21 protein-coding genes and 1 pseudogene are annotated in these 20,083 nt (G+C 46.2%); 11 read left to right on the forward strand and 11 right to left on the reverse strand.

Annotated elements, in window-relative coordinates:
• Positions 1-199: 199 nt before the first annotated feature.
• The 4 genes from tatC to RH949_RS01710 form a co-directional block, all read right to left on the reverse strand.
• Positions 200-970, reverse strand: coding sequence for a twin-arginine translocase subunit TatC (gene tatC, locus RH949_RS01695; RefSeq protein ID WP_006099938.1), 771 nt, complete (start codon positions 968-970; stop codon positions 200-202).
• Between the two features lie 270 nt (positions 971-1,240).
• The gene (ccmS, locus tag RH949_RS01700; RefSeq protein WP_446351718.1) at positions 1,241-1,669 is read right to left on the reverse strand and encodes a beta-carboxysome assembly chaperone CcmS; all 429 of its coding nucleotides are present in this window, start codon (positions 1,667-1,669) and stop codon (positions 1,241-1,243) included.
• A 93-nt stretch (positions 1,670-1,762) separates the two neighbouring features.
• Positions 1,763-3,532, reverse strand: a complete 1,770-nt coding sequence (locus tag RH949_RS01705; protein WP_446351719.1) for an ABC transporter ATP-binding protein — start codon at positions 3,530-3,532, stop codon at positions 1,763-1,765.
• A complete protein-coding gene (locus tag RH949_RS01710) occupies positions 3,529-3,711 on the reverse strand; it encodes a hypothetical protein (RefSeq protein WP_446351720.1) in 183 nt (60 codons plus the stop codon). Before RH949_RS01710 ends, RH949_RS01705 begins: the two co-directional genes overlap by 4 nt.
• 274 nt (positions 3,712-3,985) lie before the next feature.
• On the opposite strand from RH949_RS01710, the gene RH949_RS01715 reads away from it, so the two are divergent.
• The gene (locus tag RH949_RS01715) at positions 3,986-4,195 is read left to right on the forward strand and encodes a hypothetical protein (protein WP_006099698.1); all 210 of its coding nucleotides are present in this window, start codon (positions 3,986-3,988) and stop codon (positions 4,193-4,195) included.
• A 145-nt stretch (positions 4,196-4,340) separates the two neighbouring features.
• Here RH949_RS01715 and RH949_RS01720 read toward each other — a convergent pair whose 3' ends face one another.
• Positions 4,341-4,736, reverse strand: coding sequence for a PPC domain-containing DNA-binding protein (locus RH949_RS01720; protein ID WP_446351721.1), 396 nt, complete (start codon positions 4,734-4,736; stop codon positions 4,341-4,343).
• A 42-nt stretch (positions 4,737-4,778) separates the two neighbouring features.
• Between RH949_RS01720 and RH949_RS01725 the strand changes: the two genes are divergently transcribed.
• Positions 4,779-5,105, forward strand: a complete 327-nt coding sequence (locus RH949_RS01725) for a hypothetical protein (protein ID WP_446351722.1) — start codon at positions 4,779-4,781, stop codon at positions 5,103-5,105.
• Positions 5,106-5,558: 453 nt separating this feature from the next.
• Here the strand turns inward: RH949_RS01725 and RH949_RS01730 are convergent, their stop codons facing one another.
• Positions 5,559-6,143 carry a TIGR04376 family protein gene (locus RH949_RS01730; RefSeq protein WP_446351723.1) on the reverse strand — a complete coding sequence of 195 codons (585 nt, stop codon included), beginning with the start codon at positions 6,141-6,143 and terminating at the stop codon, positions 5,559-5,561.
• A 33-nt stretch (positions 6,144-6,176) separates the two neighbouring features.
• Between RH949_RS01730 and RH949_RS01735 the strand changes: the two genes are divergently transcribed.
• The 3 genes from RH949_RS01735 to RH949_RS01745 are packed head-to-tail and all read left to right on the forward strand — an operon-like array spanning position 6,177 to position 10,032.
• Complete coding sequence (locus RH949_RS01735) at positions 6,177-6,368, forward strand: hypothetical protein (protein ID WP_006099612.1); 192 nt, start codon at positions 6,177-6,179, stop codon at positions 6,366-6,368.
• A gap of 59 nt (positions 6,369-6,427) precedes the next feature.
• Positions 6,428-9,541 (forward strand): MFS transporter, encoded by a 3,114-nt coding sequence (locus tag RH949_RS01740; RefSeq protein ID WP_446351724.1) that lies wholly within the window; start codon positions 6,428-6,430, stop codon positions 9,539-9,541.
• Positions 9,542-9,558: 17 nt separating this feature from the next.
• On the forward strand, positions 9,559-10,032 hold the full coding sequence (locus tag RH949_RS01745; protein ID WP_006099949.1) for a BON domain-containing protein: 474 nt from the start codon (positions 9,559-9,561) through the stop codon (positions 10,030-10,032).
• A 169-nt stretch (positions 10,033-10,201) separates the two neighbouring features.
• On the opposite strand, the gene RH949_RS01750 is transcribed toward RH949_RS01745, so the two are convergent.
• The 3 genes from RH949_RS01750 to RH949_RS01760 all read right to left on the reverse strand — a co-directional run bounded on the left by RH949_RS01750 (position 10,202) and on the right by RH949_RS01760 (position 12,936).
• Entirely contained in the window at positions 10,202-10,366 is a 165-nt protein-coding gene (locus RH949_RS01750; RefSeq protein ID WP_006099820.1) for a hypothetical protein, read from the reverse strand.
• A 99-nt stretch (positions 10,367-10,465) separates the two neighbouring features.
• The gene (locus RH949_RS01755; protein WP_446351725.1) at positions 10,466-11,344 is read right to left on the reverse strand and encodes a hypothetical protein; all 879 of its coding nucleotides are present in this window, start codon (positions 11,342-11,344) and stop codon (positions 10,466-10,468) included.
• A 503-nt stretch (positions 11,345-11,847) separates the two neighbouring features.
• A complete protein-coding gene (locus RH949_RS01760; protein ID WP_446351726.1) occupies positions 11,848-12,936 on the reverse strand; it encodes a response regulator transcription factor in 1,089 nt (362 codons plus the stop codon).
• Between the two features lie 248 nt (positions 12,937-13,184).
• Between RH949_RS01760 and RH949_RS01765 the strand changes: the two genes are divergently transcribed.
• The 4 genes from RH949_RS01765 to RH949_RS01780 all read left to right on the forward strand — a co-directional run bounded on the left by RH949_RS01765 (position 13,185) and on the right by RH949_RS01780 (position 18,010).
• Complete coding sequence (locus RH949_RS01765; RefSeq protein ID WP_446351727.1) at positions 13,185-15,203, forward strand: AMP-dependent synthetase/ligase; 2,019 nt, start codon at positions 13,185-13,187, stop codon at positions 15,201-15,203.
• A gap of 141 nt (positions 15,204-15,344) precedes the next feature.
• The gene (locus RH949_RS01770; RefSeq protein ID WP_006099879.1) at positions 15,345-15,815 is read left to right on the forward strand and encodes a YlqD family protein; all 471 of its coding nucleotides are present in this window, start codon (positions 15,345-15,347) and stop codon (positions 15,813-15,815) included.
• A 159-nt stretch (positions 15,816-15,974) separates the two neighbouring features.
• Positions 15,975-17,177, forward strand: a complete 1,203-nt coding sequence (locus tag RH949_RS01775; protein WP_006099630.1) for an NAD(P)/FAD-dependent oxidoreductase — start codon at positions 15,975-15,977, stop codon at positions 17,175-17,177.
• Positions 17,178-17,326: 149 nt separating this feature from the next.
• The gene (locus RH949_RS01780; RefSeq protein ID WP_446351728.1) at positions 17,327-18,010 is read left to right on the forward strand and encodes an HAD-IA family hydrolase; all 684 of its coding nucleotides are present in this window, start codon (positions 17,327-17,329) and stop codon (positions 18,008-18,010) included.
• A gap of 267 nt (positions 18,011-18,277) precedes the next feature.
• Here the strand turns inward: RH949_RS01780 and RH949_RS01785 are convergent, their stop codons facing one another.
• Positions 18,278-18,634 (reverse strand): XRE family transcriptional regulator, encoded by a 357-nt coding sequence (locus RH949_RS01785; protein ID WP_446351729.1) that lies wholly within the window; start codon positions 18,632-18,634, stop codon positions 18,278-18,280.
• A pseudogene (locus RH949_RS01790) lies at positions 18,631-18,777 on the reverse strand (type II toxin-antitoxin system RelE/ParE family toxin); the annotation flags it as partial. The gene RH949_RS01785 and the pseudogene RH949_RS01790, both read right to left, overlap by 4 nt.
• Positions 18,778-18,813: 36 nt before the next feature.
• Between RH949_RS01790 and cofG the strand changes: the two are divergent.
• Both cofG and RH949_RS01800 read left to right on the forward strand, forming a co-directional pair.
• A complete protein-coding gene (gene cofG, locus RH949_RS01795) occupies positions 18,814-19,803 on the forward strand; it encodes a 7,8-didemethyl-8-hydroxy-5-deazariboflavin synthase subunit CofG (protein WP_446351730.1) in 990 nt (329 codons plus the stop codon).
• A 3-nt stretch (positions 19,804-19,806) separates the two neighbouring features.
• On the forward strand, positions 19,807-19,995 hold the full coding sequence (locus tag RH949_RS01800; protein WP_044205839.1) for a hypothetical protein: 189 nt from the start codon (positions 19,807-19,809) through the stop codon (positions 19,993-19,995).
• Positions 19,996-20,083 lie beyond the last annotated feature (88 nt).

The following is a 20,083-nucleotide window of genomic DNA, read 5'->3' on the forward strand; positions in this document are numbered from 1 at the left end:
TGCATTTAAATTGGGTATTAGTAGCGAGCAAGATGCAAAGCCTGCGGCATGGCTTCGCTAAAGCCTGCGGCATGGCTTCGCTAAACGCACTACAAGGCTTTCGCCATTATTGACATTAAGGTTTAAATGCCGAACAGCTTAGTAGTCAACCCAGAATTTTAACAGGCTAAGGTTCCCGTACTACAAACTACGAACTCAATCACTTGCCTGACAGCTTAACCATACCAATTCCACCGAAGTAAAGACCGATGACAGCACCAGCGAGTAAGCTTTGAGTCAGAGGATCAGTGGAAGGAGTTAGTACAGCACCGAGAATCACTGCACCTAAAATAACAATCCGCCAACCAGAAAGCATTTGAGAGGATGAGACAATACCTAAATTTCCCAATAGAATCTGAATAATTGGTACTTGAAAAGCTATCCCCGTGCTGAACATGAGCAGCAGGACAAATTCAAAATACCGTTCAATTGACCAAGCTTGCTCAACTACATCAGCGCCGTAACTAATAAAGAATTTCAGCGCGGCTGGAATTAGAGCAATGTAAGAAAATCCTAACCCGACGAAAAACAGAATACTCGAACCTAAAACCACAGGTGCAATCAAGCGTCGTTCGCGGCGAGTCAGCCCAGGTAAGACAAACTGAATCACTTGGTAAAGAATGAAAGGCGTCGCCACTAGCAAACCACTGTAACCCGCTACTTTTATGGATACAAAGAAGTATTCACCGGGAGCTAATTGTAAAAACTTAACGCCTTGAGCCGGGATTTCCAATAACTGGACAATGTATTTAACCGCCACAAAGCAGCCAATAGCACCAACGGCTACAGCCAGCAGCGAATAAAAAATCCGCCGCCGCAACTCTTCTAAGTGATCAAACAGTGACATCTCGACATCATTGGGAAGTTCGTCGAGGTTGTCGGTTTCACTGGTGTCGGGTTGCTGGGGTAACGTTTCTACGTCAGGCGTCATAGTTGGCAGAGTTGGATGGTAGTTTGTTAACTATTGTACCGATCGCGGGATGAGGATGCAGGGGAGTGAGCAGTTATCAGTGAGCAGTTATCAGTTATCAGGTAGCAGGGGGAGATGAGGGAGATAGGAGATAGGGGAGCAATGGGAACGTCTATTGTAGGGGCGGGTTTTACCGCTAACGTTTGGTTTTGACCCTGATATCCCTAAACCCGCCCCGACAGAGTGCAAGCAGTTTTCAACAAAAGACAAATGACAAAAGACAAATGACAACTAAGGACGAATACCAAATTCACTCAGACGCTGTTCTAACTCTTGGAGTAATGTATCTACATCTTTACCCAGTTCCTCAAAACATACCGGAGGAGGAGATTCCGGTTCAAAATGAATTAACTTAATTTGGTCATTACCAATCCCAATCATTAAAACTTCTTTATCCGGTTGGTGAGCATTGACAATACCTATCATTTCCTGAAGATAGTTCTCAACCTTTTGATTCAGTTTTTCCAGCGCTGCTTTGGGACAATAGACAAAATGGGGTCTAGGTTTCAGGTCAATTCCTATAGTTTCGTCACTTTCGCCCTTCTCTAGAAAGAGTCCCCACGACAGCGCCGCCAGTTCCTTACTATGTTTTTTAGCAAACTGATTTAGCTTAACTTTCCATTGATCCTCTGGCTTATTCGGCTGAGCTTTACTGAACATAATCATGGTTGATAATCCCCAATGACGTAGCTGGCTTCTTTTTGAAAGCGAATAGGACAAATGACTAAGGACAAATGACGAATGATAACCTAATTATTTAACCCCAGACTGAACCCGCCACAGCATCGCATAAATAGCTTGTTGCTCTAGTAGTTGTTCATGGGTGCCTTGTTCAACTAATTTACCTTTATCCATCACATAAATACAATCAGCATTGCGTACTGTAGACAAGCGATGAGCGATCGCGATCGTGGTTCGGTTTTGGGTAATCTTCTCTAGCGATCGCTGAATGGCGGCTTCTGTCTCATTATCCACGGCGGAGGTGGCTTCATCGAGGATCAGCACCGGGGGATTTTTTAAGATAGCACGGGAAATTGCTAATCGCTGCTGTTGTCCACCGGATAACTTTTGTCCTCTCTCCCCGATAATTGTGTCGTAGCCTTGGGGAAGTTGGCAAATAAATTCATGGGCTTCGGCAATTTCGGCGGCGGCTGTTACCTCAGATAAGGTGACATTAAAACTACCATAGGTAATATTTTCCCGCACTGTGCCATGAAACAGAAACACATCCTGGCTGACTAAACCAATGGCTTGGCGTAAATCAGCTAACTGAAGCTGACGCAGGTCAATTCCATCTAGGGTTATGGTTCCGTCTTGGACTTCATAGAGTCTCAATAATAACTTGACTAAGGTACTTTTCCCGGAACCCGTTGCACCGACAATGGCAATAGTTTTTCCCCCTGGAATATGCAGGGACAGATTTTCTATCACAGGATGGCGTCCCTGATAGGAAAAGGTAATATTTTTTAACGCTAACTCACCTTTTACCTGACTCACAGGCAAAGAAATCTCGCCCGAATGCATCGTAATTGGTGTATCTAACAAATTCATCACCCGGCTTGTAGACGCCATTGCCCGTTGATAGAGATCCAGGGTTTGTCCTAATCGGGTGAGGGGCCACAATAAACGTTGAGTAAGGAATACTAACACGCTATAAGTACCGACGGCTAATCTCCCCGCTACCGCTTCCATGCCCCCATAGAGGAGAATGCCGATAAAGCCCAATAAGATAAGGATACGAATTAATGGCACAAACGCCGCCGAGAGTGCGATCGCGCGACGGTTACTTTGACGATAGGCTTCACTTTGGGCAGTTATGCGCTGGATTTCATACGCTTCCGCCGTAAAGCTTTTAATCGTGGTGATTCCGGTCAAATTATTGGCTAATTGCCCATTGAGTAAACTCACCTTTTCCCGAACCTCAGCATAACGGGGCGCAAGGCGGCGCTGGAAGGCGATGGAACCCCAGAGAATAAAGGGCATGGGTAGAAGTGCCATCCAAGACACCCCAGGTGCCAGAATCAAGAACGCAGCACCAATAATCACAACGGTTGTAGATACCTGGAGAATTTCATTCGCGCCAACATCCAGAAAGCGTTCCAGTTGGTTGATATCATCATTGAGAATCGACATCAACCTGCCCGTACTCCTATCCTCAAAATAAGCCAAGTCGAGGGATTGTAAGTGGGCGTAAGCATCTAAGCGCAAGTCATGCTGAATCGTTTGTGCCAGATTACGCCAGAGTCGGTTGTAGGCATATTCAAACAGGGATTCTAATCCCCAGATGATCAGACTCAGCAATGCCAGAATCAACAGTTGTGTGAAGATATCAGTGACGCCAAGTTGGGCAATTAAGGAATCCTCTTTTTGAACTACCACATCCACCGCCGCACCAATTAAGGCGGGTGGCGCTAAGTCAAAGATTTTATTCAGAACCGAACAGGCGATCGCCTGCCTGATTTCCGTGCGATAGTTATGACCGTAGGCAAATAGGCGTTTGAGTGGTGATTGGTCATTGGTCATTTGTCATTTGCTCCCTCTGCTCCCTCTGCTCCCCCAGCTTCCCCAGCTTCCCCAGCTCCCCCAGCTTCCCCAGCTCCCCCAGCTTCCCCAGCTTCCCCAGCTCCCTCTGCTCCCCCAGCTTCCCCAGCTTCCCCAGCTTCCCCAGCTCCCTCTGCTCCCTCTTGTTTATTTTGTAACAATCCGTAGAATAAGTATATTTACTCGACCGAGTTATGTGAAGGTTGTATGAAGCTCAATTTCACAGAGACTTCGGCAACCCCCCATAACCTCGTGTTTTGTTCCAACTTAATTATGATATTTCGATAAAGATTGCGGGTAAGGCTTACCATCTTGAGAAAGGAGTGGCAAGATGATTTATAGGTATCAGGGCATTAACCAGTAAGCTATAGGCGATCGCTTCCTTACCCTAAATCACAATTTTTTTGACCACTTACAGGGTATTACGAGCAAGCAATGATGATTACTAACGCCAACCCCTCGATTATTCCTCCCCGAATTGATTATTGCCTCACTGCAACTGAGCAAGGATGGCAATTGACGGCTTGGGAACCTGCTATTGTGGGGGGCAATAGAGTTAAACCCTATCTCTGGAAGTTTAATTCTGAACTCCAAACCCTACAGGAAGCGCATCGGACGCTTCAGCTCATTCTGGGCGAAGAATAGTTTTGTATTGTTCAATCTGCATTTTTGCGACTGTCTGAGTGAGCGTTAAGCTCATGCGTTTTGAGTTTATGACCCTAAACGACTGTGATAGCCTGATTTGGCTGGATTTGAGGAACACAGATTTCGGCTGGTTGTACAGTAAAGTTTATTTAAGTTTGATTTCTAGCTCTTTATATCCCGTCGTTTCATCCATTGTTCTCAAAAAGATTAAATTGTCGCTGACACCCATAATAATTTCAGCCGTTGTATAGATGATACATCCTTCTAAAAGATGCCCTCCGATTGTTTTGCCTTTTTTATCCGACAGGGCAAGGTGTAAGTGGATACCATGGATTGACAGAGTGCCAACGAGGGAAACAATCTCAAAGCGCCGCTTGAAGGCTTGAGCATAATTTTGACCCGCAAAGCGCAGGGTGGCTTGTTTGAGGCTACCCACAGCCGTAATCATAAACCCAGCTTCAATCTGGTGCTGTTTGACGAAATGCCCTAAACTTGCCTTTAAATCGTCATTGGGTTTTAAGCGAATCGCAAAAATTTGCATGGTGTATGATGATGGCGGCAGCGCTAGTTTTAAGTCAGATCGATGAGAGTTGTAATTACCACTTTTGTGGTAGTATTTAGCCTAATAGAATTGTCCCAGTGGATGAGCGATTTTATCTTACCCATGCCAGTATTCATTTTGGCAGGAGCATTACTCGCGATCGCGTCTAACTACGGTAAATCTCCAGGTTGGTCTATTTCTCTACAACCCAGACAATTCTCAAGCAATCAAACTCAGTCTCCCTCGGTGGAGAGTGCTAATCCAGCCTCTACCTCGACGGTGCTTAATCCATCATCATCCACATCACTCCCTAAACCGCTTCGTTCGATTTCCTTTACGATTCCTCGCCGTTCATCAGAGAATCCATGATCAAGATTGTCGGGATTTTCGGAATTATCGCGGTTGTAGGGGCGTCGCGGTTGTAGGGGCGAGTCGCTGCACATAGTAGGCGGTGTAAGAATTAACCTATATCGACTCGCCCCTGTCCCAATGTGGTGTTATGCCAAATCCGGGTTAACTATTCCTAAAGAGAGCAAATCGCCAAAACCCTGTAGAGACTTGCCATGGCAAGTCTTGAACAATCTGGACATAAAAGGGTTATGTATGGCGGATTTGGTATTAGATAATTACCGATACCTAATGCAGGGCGACCCGATATAATCAAGGGTTGGGTTCTGTTCATTGAATGCGGCGGGTCGCCCCTACAATGTTTATCTATAGTTACCGATACCTAGTGGGAGGGAAAACCGATCAAATTAAGGGTTGGGTGGTGTTGATTGGGTACGGCGAGTCGCCCATCCCTGTTAGTTTCTCTGTACACCCTCAGTGACCCATATTCCGTTTCAGTCGCTCCAACTCCTCATCAGTCTCCCAGCGCTGAAATTGAGTCTCTAAGGGGTCTACCCCTGCTCGAATGTTGTAATTTGAACTCTGGTTCCAAGCCGATGTCTGCCACTGAGATTGAGCTTGATCTTGGGCTTGAGTGCGGGCAGCTTCGACTTCTCTGGCTTTGGTATGAACTTCATTACGACGGGTTTGAATCTGACGCTGTAGTTCTTTAGTCTGAGCAATTCGCTGTTTAACCCCTTCCATCTTGCCCCAGAGTTGATTCCCTTGATGCAAAAGCGTAGCTTCTCGTTGTTGAGCGGCTTGGGCTAAATCAGGTCTGCCTTTCGATTGAGCCTTATTCATCCGTTCGTGCCAACGCTGAATTTCTTGGGCAACTGCTAATATATCGTCCTGTAGGCGCTTTTGTTGAAGTTGCAAGTCAGCAATCAGCTTCAATGTATCTTCTTCTTGCTCCCGTAACTGTTCTTCGAGTGCCTGTAACTCTAGATGGGGATTGTTGCGGAGGAATTCATCCAGGCGATTTTCCAGAAAGCGATTGAGATCCTCAAATAAACCCACTTCTGACTCCTAATACCCGTGCGCTTCGCTAATATGCTACCTCATCCTTTGGGTGATGGGGTGTCGGGTGTCGGGTGTGGGAAAAATCTTTTTCCCGATCAATTCGCCAATCCCTCTATCGATGGGCATAAATTGGCAATTTGCCCATGGATTTCACCCCTTGGGGAGATGATTTTAAGCCTTGAGACAACGATTCTGACAGAAGGACAGGAAAATCTGCCTTGAAGTAGGCAATCCTATTCCGGTCATCGTTATATATAACCGAAACAACGAGGAAAAACATTATGGTTGAGAGTGTGGGACTAGGACTCACGAGTTGGGTGGCTTGGATAGCACAGATACCAGTAGAGCCAGAACTCGATACCGTCGAAGATGCAGCGCTGATCTTTGACGGACCTCAATTTTTTACCACATTAGTCGCCGGTGTGGTTTTAGCGTTTGCGTTCCAGATGCTCTTAACTAATCTGGGTGTGGCGTTGGGAATTTCCTTTGCTGGAGGCGGAGACTCATCATCGTCTTCGTCTGATAAGAAGTCATCAGAGACTATACAGGGGACTATTCGCAAGATTGGTATGACATTAGGGTTAGGAACATTAATTAGCGTTACCCTAGCGCTATTTTTTGCCTGTCTATTTGCCGTAGAATTAAGCTTGCTGGAAAGTCCCGGCTTGGGTGCGATCGTCGGGTTGGTGATTTGGGCAACTTACTTTTCCTTACTGGTTTGGGTGAGTTCGACAACGGTTGGTTCTTTAATCGGCTCAGTAATTAGTACCGCTACCTCTGGTTTTCAAGCCCTTTTAGGCACAGCCACAGCCGCAATGGGGGGTAATGCAGTCAGAAAAGAAGTTGTAAACACCGCAGAAGCAGCGGCGGCGGCGATACGTCGAGAACTGGGTTCTGCCATTGACCCAGAAACGATTCGCGAGAACCTAGAAGATTATATGCAGTCTATACGACCTCCAGAACTGAATCTGCAAAAGATTCGGACGGAATTAGAAGATTTACTCAATGACCCAAATTTACAAGAGATTGCTGGTAGTGACAGCCTGCGTGATATTAATCGGCAGACATTTATTGATTTAGTTAGCAGCCGCAGCGATTTATCCCCAAGGGATGTGAATCGGATTGTTGACCAACTCGAAACGGTTTGGAAGAAAACGGTGAATCGGCTGCCTTCTTCTAGAGATGCTATGGCAGAATTTAGAGAGTATCTTCAGTCCGCCACACCAGATCAGCTTGTTAGCGGTGAGTTTACCGAGAAGCTCGATGATTTAGTGGCAGAACTCCGCAAGCGCCGCAAAGCCCAAAATCCAGGACCTCTGGCTCAAGCTGCATCCACAGGTATGCATAGTCTGATGGGCTTGGTGATGGGACGTGTGGATATATCAGACTTAGATATGGAGAAAATTGTCGGTCAGCTTAAAAACGCAAGAAGCCAAGTTACTGAACAGGTTGGTCAAGTTTCTGCTCAGATCCGTGGTGGGACTCAGGATGAATCCTACAGTACGGTGCGAGCCGATGTAGAAAATTATCTGCTCAATAAATATTCTTGGCAGATGCAGCAACCGACGCTGGAGCGGGAATTCCGAGATGTGCTATATGATCCAGAAGCTGACCCAGCAACCGTGGTGCAGGAATTAGAGCAGCTCAATCGGTCAGATTTTGCTGATTTGTTGGCACAACGGGGTGTTTTTACTGAAGAACGGATCAGAGAAATTTCGACTTGGTTGGATATCATTCGCTTAGAAGCCTTAGCGGTAGCGATCGCAGCTAGAGAACGCGCCGAGGCGATCGCACGGTTAGCCGCAATGGAGCAATATCTCCTCTCTACGTCGAAAGAAGCACTCACTCCTGAGAAAATTCAACTGAATATCAGGGATATTCTCAATGATCCGGACGCCGATTACGAACACCTGAGCAATCGTCTGGCTCAGTTTGAGCGTCCCTTATTTGAGCGGTTGGTCGAGAAACGCCAAGATTTAACGCCGATTGAACAGGAAGCTGTCATTGTTGAGCTGGAAAAAGCCCGCGATCGCGTTTTGGATACAGCCAGAGAAACCCAAGAGGCGTTGAAGGCAAAAGTTGAAGCCCAGTGGATGAAGGTTCAGTCTGTTTTGAGTAACACCGGTAAAGATCAACTGAATCCTCAAGCCATTGAACAGGAACTCAAATTACTCTTGGATGAACCCCAGGTGGGATGGCTGCTGCTGCGTAAACGCGCTGAACGCTTTGACCGGGATACGTTAGTACAACTGTTAAATCAGCGTCAAGATTTGAGTGAAACGCAAATTAACCAAGTTCTCGATCAGGTTGAGGGTACCTGGACTCGTGTTCGCCGCATCCCCCAAAAAATGGTGGATACAACTAAAGAGCAATACGATAAAACCATGTCCGCGATCGCTCAGTATCTGCGGAACACCGGGAAGCCAGAACTAAATCCAGACGGGATTCAGCGTGATTTAACCAAACTGCTGGATAATCCACAGCTTGGAGCCCGTTTAATCAGAAATCGGTTAGCTTCAATGGATCGCGATACCGTGGTACAGTTACTCGCCCAACGGGATGATCTGAGTGAACAAGAGGTGAATCAGATTATTGATCAAGTTCTTTCCACCGTTCGCGGTGTAGTCAAAGCCCCCCGACGCTGGGCGCTACGGACTCAGGAAACTGTACAAGATTTTCAAGCAGCATTTGCTGATTATCTGCGTTCTACGCGCAAAGAGGAACTCAATCCCGAAGGAATTAAGCGGGATATGCAATTGCTGCTGAATGAACCCGGTGCTGGGATGTCGAGTCTGCAAGAACGCTTGTCCCACTTTGATCGCTCGACGCTGGTGGCGCTGTTATCCCAACGGGAGGATATCTCAGAAGAAGATGTGCATGGAATTGTCGATCAAGTTCTGAATGTGCGTGACCAAGTGATCGCCCAAATCCGGACGGTGCAAGATCGCATGCAGTCAGTTATTGATGGTATTTTTGAGCGCATTCGCAACTACTTCAATAATTTAGAGCGTCCTGAACTGAATTATGATGGCATCAAGCGAGATATCCAGACGTTATTTGATGACCCAGAAGCTGGGTTTGATGCACTGCGCGATCGCTTGTCTCAGTTTGATCGGGATACCCTAGTCGCTATTATCAGTTCCCGTGACGATATCTCCGAAGCCGATGCTAGTCGGATGATTGGTCAGATTGAGAACGTTCGCACTCGTTTGCTACAACGGGCAGAACGTATCCAACAACAAGCTCAAATGCGTCTAGAACAGGTCAAGTATCAAGCCCAACGCCAAGCCGAAGAAACTCGCAAAGCCGCTGCGATAGCTGCTTGGTGGCTCTTTGCTACGGCGCTGGTTTCGGCGTTGGCTTCCGCAGGTGCAGGGGCTTTAGGTGTTGCTTAAAGAGGTAGAGACGTTGTATGCAACGTCTCTACGTCAGGGCGCGTCTACAGGGATTTCCTCCTATCCCTGTTTCTTTCATTTTGTATCTATCTTTGGATAGAAAAGCAATTTATGACTTTGCCATCTTTACATTTAATAGTGCTTTTCCTGCCTTCGCTGCTCCCCCTCAAGCTGCTGTTGATTCCTCTCAAAGCAGTCAACAACCCAACAATGAAAAAGTGACCACCTCTGCGGTGGGGAGTCAGTATCAAGGAATTGAATATGTTGAATCGAGCCGAGGTGGAAAGGAACTGAGTGATTCTCAGATTCAGGATAAGATTGAGTCCGATATTTCTGAGAACCTAGTCGCTGGCGTTGCGAGTGGTGCGGTTCGACTCACCGGAACGGTTAAAGACCAAGCAACGGCGCGTAAATACATTGAGCAGATTAAAGATATTCCTGGTGTTCATGAGATTACCTTTGATTTAGCCCTGGAAGATATTCCCTCTTAATCAATCAAAAATCAATAAGTATTCCGTTAATCTCAAACGGATTTTTTCTGCCTTAAGTTGGTCTTGTTCTTTCCCACAAGACCAATTTTTTATAGTAAACCCACTTTTTTTTTGCCATGGCGAGGAGGAAGTCGCAGCTACACAAATGTATGCGAAGCCTTCCCGAAGATCAATTCCATCCTTTACATCCTAACTGTTCGTATTGCTCTTGGAATGACTCATCGCGGACTGTCGCCGGAATCTTAGCTGAAGGAAAGTCTTGGACATCCACTTTCGCATCAATTTCGCCTTGTCCGTACCACACTAATACTAATCTTTCCTGCATGAGTAGCATAACGTGATCCTTCCAGAATAAGCTGTCATGCATTTAAATTGGGTATTAGTAGCGAGCAAGATGCTCGCACTACAATGACCCAAAAATTTTGCTCGCTCATCATACTGACTCTGCCACTTTTGGCGGTATAGCTGTTTCTACACTGCGGATTTCACGCCCATTTAACTCAGGATGACGAGCATAGAAAACCGCATCAGCTAACTTCTCACGAACACTTACATTGTTCACGCTAGCTTGATCCTGGTCAGAACTTGCAGGACCACAGTTACTTTCAATCCACCCCACCCAATTCTTTACGACCCCGCGCAGGGCATTCCATTCTCGAACATAAAGTTCTTGAGACGGATCAATACTCCTCCCTTTCATGTCTGGATGAACCGCATAAAAGAAGGTATCTGTCCAATCATCGACCTCTTCTTTGCGTGACGATGATGATGATGATGTCGAAACTTCCGTTAACTCTGTACCATCCCAGACGTAATAACTGGTTTCCATCCAATCGGGTCTATTTCCCGGAGTATTTTCTGGCGGATTAACCACGAGTAGCCGACTATCCAACTTATGCTTCACACCCGCTTCAGCCACAATACCTGGCATATAAACTGAGCCAGTTTCAGCATCGACAATGGCAACGGATTGACAGCTTGTGCCACATCCCCAAGTCACTACTGTATATTTTCCGGCAAAATTGGGTCCGGTTTGTGCGCCCTCTCGTAAAACAGTGCGGAATCTTCTAGCATCAGGGTCACTACTTAAGTCAACGGGTGCAGGAGCACCAGAGAAAGATTCGGTTGCTGGATAATCATTGAAGTCTGGAGGAGATGTCTGCTTAGTGTGGCTTACTTCTGATGCAATTGTTTCCCTATTCGTGTCGAGGGTGTTAGCTTGCTGGGAGAAAGATTCATTGGCAGACAGTGGGGAAGAGCTACAACCAAGTGCTAGTGTTAGAGTAAGTCCTGAAATTATACTGGTTTTCATGTTCTTATTCATTGCTTTTTGCTTTTAGCTTCACCTAAAGGATAAAGAGAAGCTGCCATGTCTTTCATCACTCTAAAGTGGAATATCACTGAATTAAATACAAGCCGGAGCAGCGATCGCGATCGCGCCTTGTCTGCCTGTTTCCCCTAGAACTTTTAGATGACTCGTTTGAGGAGAGCGATCGCACCTTTCCACCTAACTTTTTACGCCATCCAGAAAAATCGATATCAAACCTAACCCCTTTTTTTGATCCCCCTTCCGTCCCCCTTCAAAAGGGGGAGACCAGATGTTGCTTCGCTTTTTTTGCACGGAAGGGGGAGAATTCAAAGCCTCTCTCCTCGCAGGAGAGAGGTTTGGAGAGAGGTTTTCCAGATCCCGTGAAAAGTCACCTCCTCACCCATACCAGTAAAATTCTCTACCCAAAGGAGTTTCAGGTTTCGGCTCAAGTAGCGATCGCTTTCGGCATCAACACCAGGGGCATCTGATCAAACGGGACATTCAGATTAAAATCCCAATAAAAGATAGGTTTCATTTTCTTGTTGAGTAACCGTTTGTTTCCAGCTCATTTGATGAGAGACATCTTCAAACAGCAGAAATAACTGATTATCAACATTCATACTATAGATATCAATATACTCCGGTCGCTGCGGATTATGGGAACGCGCCACACCTTCCAACCTAAAATCTTCTGTTTTTCCTGCCAAAACATCCAATAATATATCGTCTAAACCAATCAACTCTGGAAAACTAATGCAGACCGATTTGCCAATGGTTAATTTTTCCGGAAAATCACAAAAATTGTAAGCCTGATCAGAAATCTCGCGAATGGTTAAATCGGGATTAAGGATCAAATACTCCATCTGACGCATTGCCACAAACCGTTCCAGAATGGGATTAAGCTTAGACGCCGTTTGCAGTTCACAAATATCCTTCAAACGATACCCGAACCCATACACAGTTTCAATAATGTCACCTGCACCCACTTTTTTGAGCTTGCGTCGTAATCCTTTAACATGTGCCTTTACCGTTTCCCGGTTGGGTGGATCTCCGAAAGTCCACAGTTTTTCGATAATATAATCTTGACTAAATATCCGGGTGGGAGAGGACATCAACAAATATAAAAGACCATATTCTTTTGGCGATAAACGTAAGGGTTGTCCCAGACAAGTTACTTCGCAGGTACTCGGATCGATTTCCAAATTTCCCCATTGCAAGGTTGGGGTACTAGCATCCCGGTTACGTCTGAGTAATGCCCGAACTCGAGCCGCTAACCCTTCAACCGGACAGGGTTTAATAATATAATCATCAGCGCCCGCATCTAATCCCGCCACCATATCTTGAGTCGTGGCTGATGCACTCAGTAAAACAATTGGACTGGTATTTCCCGCTTGTCTTAAACGACGACAAAGACTAATACTATCCAAATGAGGTAAATTAATATCAAGCAAAATTAGATCGTAGTTATATGCTAAAGCATTGTCTAATCCGGTCTCACCGTCCTGGGCTAGATCAACCACATAATTTTGTTGGGTTAATCCTGCCACAATGGTTTGGGCTAAGGTAGGATTATCCTCAACAACCAAAATTTTCATAGTTTTCCCCTTTGAACAATAGATGATCCTGAATCCTCCTGTGATATCCCCCGATTTTTAAGCAGGAAATTCCGCCCCTACTGAAACCTCAGCCTTGCCAACATCGTTTGTGACAATTTTTCAGGAGGTGGAAAGATGGGGGATAGGAAGACACGATAACGACAGACAGAAGAGATTCTGTCCACCTGAAACCCCTATTCTGCCTCACTTCAAAAGAGTATGGTAAAAAAAACCAGCAATTGTAATAGATGTTAAACACAAAACCAACTAATTCTATGTCGTTGTCGATGAGTCCCCAGGAGCGTAACCTGCTCCACTCCTTAGTTGACTATTCCTCTATCCAGTCTCTACCGGAAATTTGGTCGATCGCGGCGCAGCGATTTGGACAGATTATTGCCCTGAGAGATCCCCATGTCCAACCTGAGGTGATCTTCACGTACACTCAGTTGGTGCGCCAGATTCAGCAATTGGCGGCGGGATTACAAACCCTGTTCGATAATCCCGTGATTAAGCATGAACAGGAATCCTCGGATCTTCCGCCCCGTGTTGCCTTAATTGCCGATAACAGTCCCCGTTGGCTGATTGCCGATCAGGGGATCATGACGGCTGGGGCGGCAAATGTGGTTCGTAGCGCCCAAGCTGATCCCGAAGAATTGCGGTATATATTAGAACACAGTGGCAGCATTGCGTTAGTAGTCGAAGATACCAAGACACTGACCAAACTCAAACCTCATCTTGACGAGTTGCCGATTCAATTTGTGATCCTACTCTCCGATGAAGAACCACCTGCTGAAGACAAGCTCAAGGTTTTCAATTTCTCTCAGGTGATGAGTATGGGGTCAAAAACCACTCTACAACCGATTCAGGCGACCCGTCAAACCCTCGCCACCTTAATGTACACCTCCGGCACCACAGGTAAACCCAAGGGGGTAATGTTAACTCATGGAAACCTGTTGCATCAAGTCACCACCTTTGGGATCGTCCTCCAACCCAAAGGAGGCGATCGCATCTTGAGTATTTTACCGACGTGGCATGTCTACGAACGCACCGTCGAATACTTCCTCTTGTCTCAAGGGTGTACCCAAATTTACACCACGATTCGCCATGTCAAAGCCGATCTCAAAGCCTTTAAACCCATCTACATGATCGGCGTTCCTCGGCTGTGGGAATCGATTTATGACGGGGTGCAAAAGCAATTTCGGGAGCAACCCCCGAACAAGCAAAAATTAGTGTTCACCTTACTGGATATCAGTCAGCGCTATATCAAAGCGCGGCGAATCGCTCAAGGATTAGACTTGAACCAGCTTAACCCTAGCCCCCTAGAACGCCTCAGCGCCAGCATCCAAGCCTTACTCCTGTTACCCGCCCACAAATTAGCCGACAAACTCATTTATCAAACCGTGCGGGAGGCAACTGGGGGTCAAATCAAAACCATTATCAGTGGTGGGGGTTCCCTGGCAATGCATTTGGAAAACTTCTTTGAAATTGCCGGGATTGAGATTCTGGTGGGATATGGACTCACCGAAACCTCTCCTGTGACGAATGTTCGCCGGATGGAACGTAATCTGCGCCGTTCATCCGGATTACCCATGCCCGGAACCCAGATTCGCATCGTTGATCCGGAAACCCGCAAACCCCTGCCTATAGGCGAACAGGGGTTAGTTTTGGTGAAAGGACCCCAAGTGATGCAAGGCTACTATAAAAATCCCGAGGCGACAGCAAAAGCCATTGACTCCGATGGATGGTTTGATACCGGAGATTTGGGATGGGTGACGCCCAACCATGATTTAGTCTTGACAGGACGGGCAAAAGATACCATCGTATTGACCAACGGCGAAAATATCGAGCCGCAACCGATTGAAGATGCCTGTCTGCGAAGTCCTTATATTGACCAAATTATGCTAGTAGGTCAAGATCAGCGATCGCTCGGTGCGTTAATTGTGCCGAATCTGGATGCCCTGCAACAGTGGGCAGCCGCTGAAAATATTACCCTAAACTTGCCCAACTCCGATACGCAGAAGGACAGCGAGTCATTCCGGACGGGTATTGACCTGAAAAGTAAAGAGGTGCAGAACCTATTCCGGCAAGAATTGAACCGGGAAGTCAAAAATCGACCAGGTTATCGCCCTGATGATCGAATTGGTCAATTTGCGCTGATTTTAGACCCCTTTTCCATAGAAAATGGCATGATGACTCAAACACTGAAAATCCGGCGACCCGTTGTTACTCAACGATATCGCGATATCATTAACGGGATGTTCGCCTGATTGCGGGGAAATAGGGTGAAAGAGCCTGCTGGCAAGTTGCCTGTTGCGCTTAACATCATTATGCCCCCAAACTTTAGGTTATCCTGTTAGCCGGATTAACCCTTACCTTTTTAAGTGTCAGACCTACTGAGAAATACCTATATGCCTACAGAAGAATCTCAATCCAAAGAATCTCAATCCAACCTACTCTTGAAGCGACCGGTTAATATTAAAGCCATTGTCACACCCCGCTGGAAGGAGGAGGTACAACAACAACTCCAGGGACAAATTAACCAACTAGACTCTCAACTTCAACAGTTGGATATGCAAGGACAACGGGCGATCGCGGAAATTCAAAAGCAAAGTGTGAATCCTCCGGGTCCTCAAGTCAAGCAGCAAATCGAAAGTATTCAATTGCAGGTTAATCAAAAGAAAAGTGAGCTGCTTGAGCAAAAAAACCAGCAACTCCAGCAACTTCAACAGGTACAGATGCTCGAACTTGACCAAGAAGTCAATCAAGGTCAAATCGAAAGCTTCTTCCGCGTTGAAGCCGGAGATAACCTGGTTCGCAAAATGCAGGTCGAAATTCTCCTACGAGATGGCGTAGTCGAAGAAATTCGCGGCGATATCTAAAGCAGAGGGGGGGTGTATTGGGAATCGTGTTTCGCTATAGATAACCTTACCTCAAAACCCGCCCTGCCTGTAGAGACGCGCCATGGCGCGTCTCTACATTGGGTATCTTGCTATCCTGGAAGGAAGTTCCCCTACCACGGATAATCCGCCCATTCAACAATGAGTGACCAAACAACCCGATTATGTATTCTCGGTGGAGGCTTTGGGGGGCTTTATACTGCCCTGCGCTTAAGCCAACTCCCTTGGGAAAAGTCACAGCAGCCAGAAATTATACTTGTTGATCAAAGCGATCGCTTCGTATTTATGCCCCTGCTGTACGAACTCCTGACAGGTGAACTGCAAACCTGGGAAATTGCTCCACCCTTTGAAGAACTCCTGGCAAATACAGGAGTGCGCTTCACCCAAGCGACAGTGATGGGTATTGATAGTGAGCAACAGCGGGTACAGTTGCAGGATGGCGTAGAGTTTGCTTACGATCGCCTAGTCTTATCCTTAGGTGGAGTTACACCGATGGAAAGCGTCCCCGGTGTCGCTGAACATGCTATTCCCTTCCGGGCGATCGCAGATGCTTATCGTTTAGAAGAACGGTTACGCATCCTCGAAGAATCTGACGCAGAAAAAATTCGTGTCGCGGTTGTGGGGGGTGGGTATAGTGGCGTGGAACTCGCCTGCAAACTCGCTGAACGGCTGGGAGAACGCGGACGCATCCGGTTAATTGAACAAGGTGAGATGATTCTGAAAACCTCTCCCGAATTTAACCGTAAAGCCTCACAGAATGCGTTAAATGAACGAAAGGTATGGATCGACCTAGACACGTCGGTAGATGCGATCAGCGCCGATACCATTTCTCTGCTGTACAAAGGACAGGTGGATACCATTCCAGTAGATATCGTGTTATGGACAGTCGGAACCACAGTCGCCCCCGTCGTGCGATCGCTCCCCTTTAAACAAAACCACCGGGGTCAACTCATGATCACCCCAACCCTACAAGTGGTTGACCATCCAGAACTTTATGCTTTAGGGGATCTAGCCGATTGTCGAGACGCCACAGGTCAACAAGTCCCCAATACGGCTCAATCTGCCTTCCAGCAAGCCGATTACGCCGCTTGGAATATTTGGGCATCTCTAACTGGGCGTCCCTTACTCCCCTTCCGTTACCAGCATTTAGGCGAAATGATGACATTAGGGACAGACAACGCAACACTTACTGGGTTAGGATTAAAACTTGATGGAGTATTCGCCCATCTAGCGCGGCGTCTTGCCTATCTTTATCGTATGCCCACCCTAGACCATCAGCTCAAAGTTGGTTTAAATTGGATGGCACAACCTTTATTGAATCTGCTCAAAAATGAGGGTATGTAGGGGCGGGTTTATGGATTTTCGTTTCACGGTTGACGATAACTTTTGTTCAAAACCCGCCCTGATTGAGTGTTGCGTAGGGACAGGTTTTACTACTATCTGACCTCACCCATAAGTAACTAAACCCGCCATGACTATTTGACAAATGACAAATGACAAATGACAAAGGACAAATGACCAATCCAAAAGTCATTTTACTCGATGCCGTCGGTACATTATTTGGGGTGCGCGGAAGTGTGGGTCAGATTTACAGCGCGATCGCTCGCCAGTTTAATGTGAATGTGCCACCGAAACTGGTTAACGATGCCTTTTTCCAGGCTTTTGCTGCGGCTGATCCCTTAGTTTTCCCCGATACAGATCCCAAAGAGATTCATGAGTGTGAATTTGAATGGTGGCGCGTGATTGCCCTTCGCACGTTCCAAAAAGTTGGTGTTCTGGAACAGTTTGCAGACTTTACCGATTTTTTTGACCACCTTTACACCCACTTTGCCACCGCCGAACCCTGGTTTATTTATCCAGATGTTATCCCAGCGCTGGAGGCGTGGCAGCGAGTTGGTATTCAATTGGGTGTTTTGTCAAATTTTGATTCTCGTCTTTACTTAGTGCTAAAAGCACTGAATCTGGATGAGTTTTTCAGTTCAATCACCATTTCCACAGAAGCGGGGATGGCTAAACCTGATCCCAAAATTTTTATTCACGCTTTACAGAAATATGAATGTGAACCTTCACAAGCGTGGCATGTTGGCGATAGTTTGCGGGAGGACTATCAGGGGGCTAAAGCGGCGGGATTGAGAGCTATCTGGTTGGAGCGTTCCCAAGATCTGGCTGAGATTTAATCGTCATTAGTCTAAAAATTAGTGTATGGTAAGCTGTTCGGCATTTAAACCTTAATATCAATAACGGCGAAAGCCTTGTAGTGCGAGCATCTTGCTCGCTACTAATACCCAATTTAAATGCATGATAGCTTATCGCATGTCAGAAATAAATCTCCAGTTGAAAAAAGAAGGCGCAAAAGCTTACTGTACAAGCTTTCTTCCCTCCTGCTTTGTGCATCTTTGCAATAGTTGGGATATCTGCTCCCTCCCCTCTGCCCCCGCTGCAAATTACATTTCTGTTTCTGACTCTGCTCCTTTTGCAGCTAGAAGGGTTTCAACATGAGAAAAGCATACGGGTTCTTTCTCCGGAAAATTGATAGTAATATCCACAGAACCTCCTAAAGCAACGACCACTCCTACCAGCGTATTGAGTGTGATATTTTCTCTCCCTTCCAGTTGTGAAATATAAGGCTGCTTTACATCAAGTCGCTCTGCTAATTCTTCTTGTGATAGTCCTGTAATTTCTCGAAGAGTACGGATAATTTTCAGTTCTTCTCTGATTTTGTTGGCTCCATCAGTAATACGTGCTTTAGCTTCGGGAGAGAAACCTTTTCTTACTTCTTTGTAAGTTTTATGAACTGTCATATTAGCTCACCCCCTTTAGTTTCTTCTAGGTATTCTCTAAATCGCCGCTCTGCTATGGGAATGTTTTTTTCATACCAGCGTTTATCTCTAGATTTATTGCCACCAAGCAAAAGAACTGCTTGCCGTTTCGGGTCAAAAGCAAACCACTCAGAGCAAGTTCACTGTCATCCACAATAGCAATGATTGATTCTCAAATTATTACCTATAGTCCGGCTTACACGCTGGTTCCCACCTACGAATGCTTTAACCGTTGTAGCTATTGTAACTTTCGCACTGATCCGGGTCAAAGTTCATGGTTGACTCTAACTGAGGCTGATACTCTCTTAAAACAGCTTCAATCCCAGGGAATTTGTGAAATCCTTATTCTCAGTGGTGAAGTGCATCCCCATTCACCACGGCGTAAAGCCTGGTTCCAGCGGATTTATGATTTATGTGAACTCGCCCTATCCAGAGGATTTCTACCCCATACTAATGGTGGACCGTTGCAGTTTGAGGAGATGCGATCGCTAAAATCGGTGAATGTGTCAATGGGGTTAATGCTGGAACAGATAACGCCACAACTCCAGCAAACCGTTCACCGCCATGCACCCAGTAAAATACCACAGGTACGGCTACAACAGCTTGTTTGGGCGGGGGAATTGCAGATTCCGTTTACAACCGGGCTATTGTTGGGTATTGGTGAGACAAGTGAGGATTGGTGGGAAACATTGGATGCGATCGCGCAGCTTCATACTCAGTATGGTCACATCCAAGAAGTGATTTTACAACCCCATAGTCCCGGTCATCAACAATATTGGCAAGCCCCCGCATTTGATCCGCAACAGTTACCCCAAGTCATAGCCAAAGCCCGTCAAATTTTACCCGCTGATATTACCCTGCAAATTCCGCCCAATTTAGTCCTAGATGATCAATGGTTACTCGCTTGTTTAGACGCAGGGGCGAGGGATTTGGGAGGAATTGGACCCAAAGACGAGGTAAATCCCGATTATCCCCATCCTCAAATTCAGCGATTACAAAATAGTATTGAACCAGCCGGATGGCATCTCGTACCACGCTTACCCATTTATCCGCAGTATAATGATTGGTTGTCCCCACGATTACAACAAGCCGTTTTGAATATAAGATTTAATGACATCCAACAGGGAAGCGATGTCCTAATTGACAAATGACAAATGACAAATGACGAATTTATGTCTAAACTTGAAACCGCCTTAGAATTTATCCAAAACATTGAACAGAAAAACCATAATAAATCAGCGTATGAAATCGCCAATATGTTGCGCGGCTATACCCGAAAAAACTATACAAGCCGATTATGGAGTGGGGAGGGCGGGTTTTGTTTTTCATTTATCGGTGACTAGCTGAATTGATTCCCTAAACCCGCCCCTACAATTGTGGCTAAACCCACACCGACGACTTACAGCGCAAAGCGCTGTAATAAAGTACAGT

Source organism: Coleofasciculus sp. A1-SPW-01 (assembly GCF_040217205.1).
Classification (GTDB): domain Bacteria; phylum Cyanobacteriota; class Cyanobacteriia; order Cyanobacteriales; family Coleofasciculaceae; genus Coleofasciculus; species Coleofasciculus chthonoplastes_A.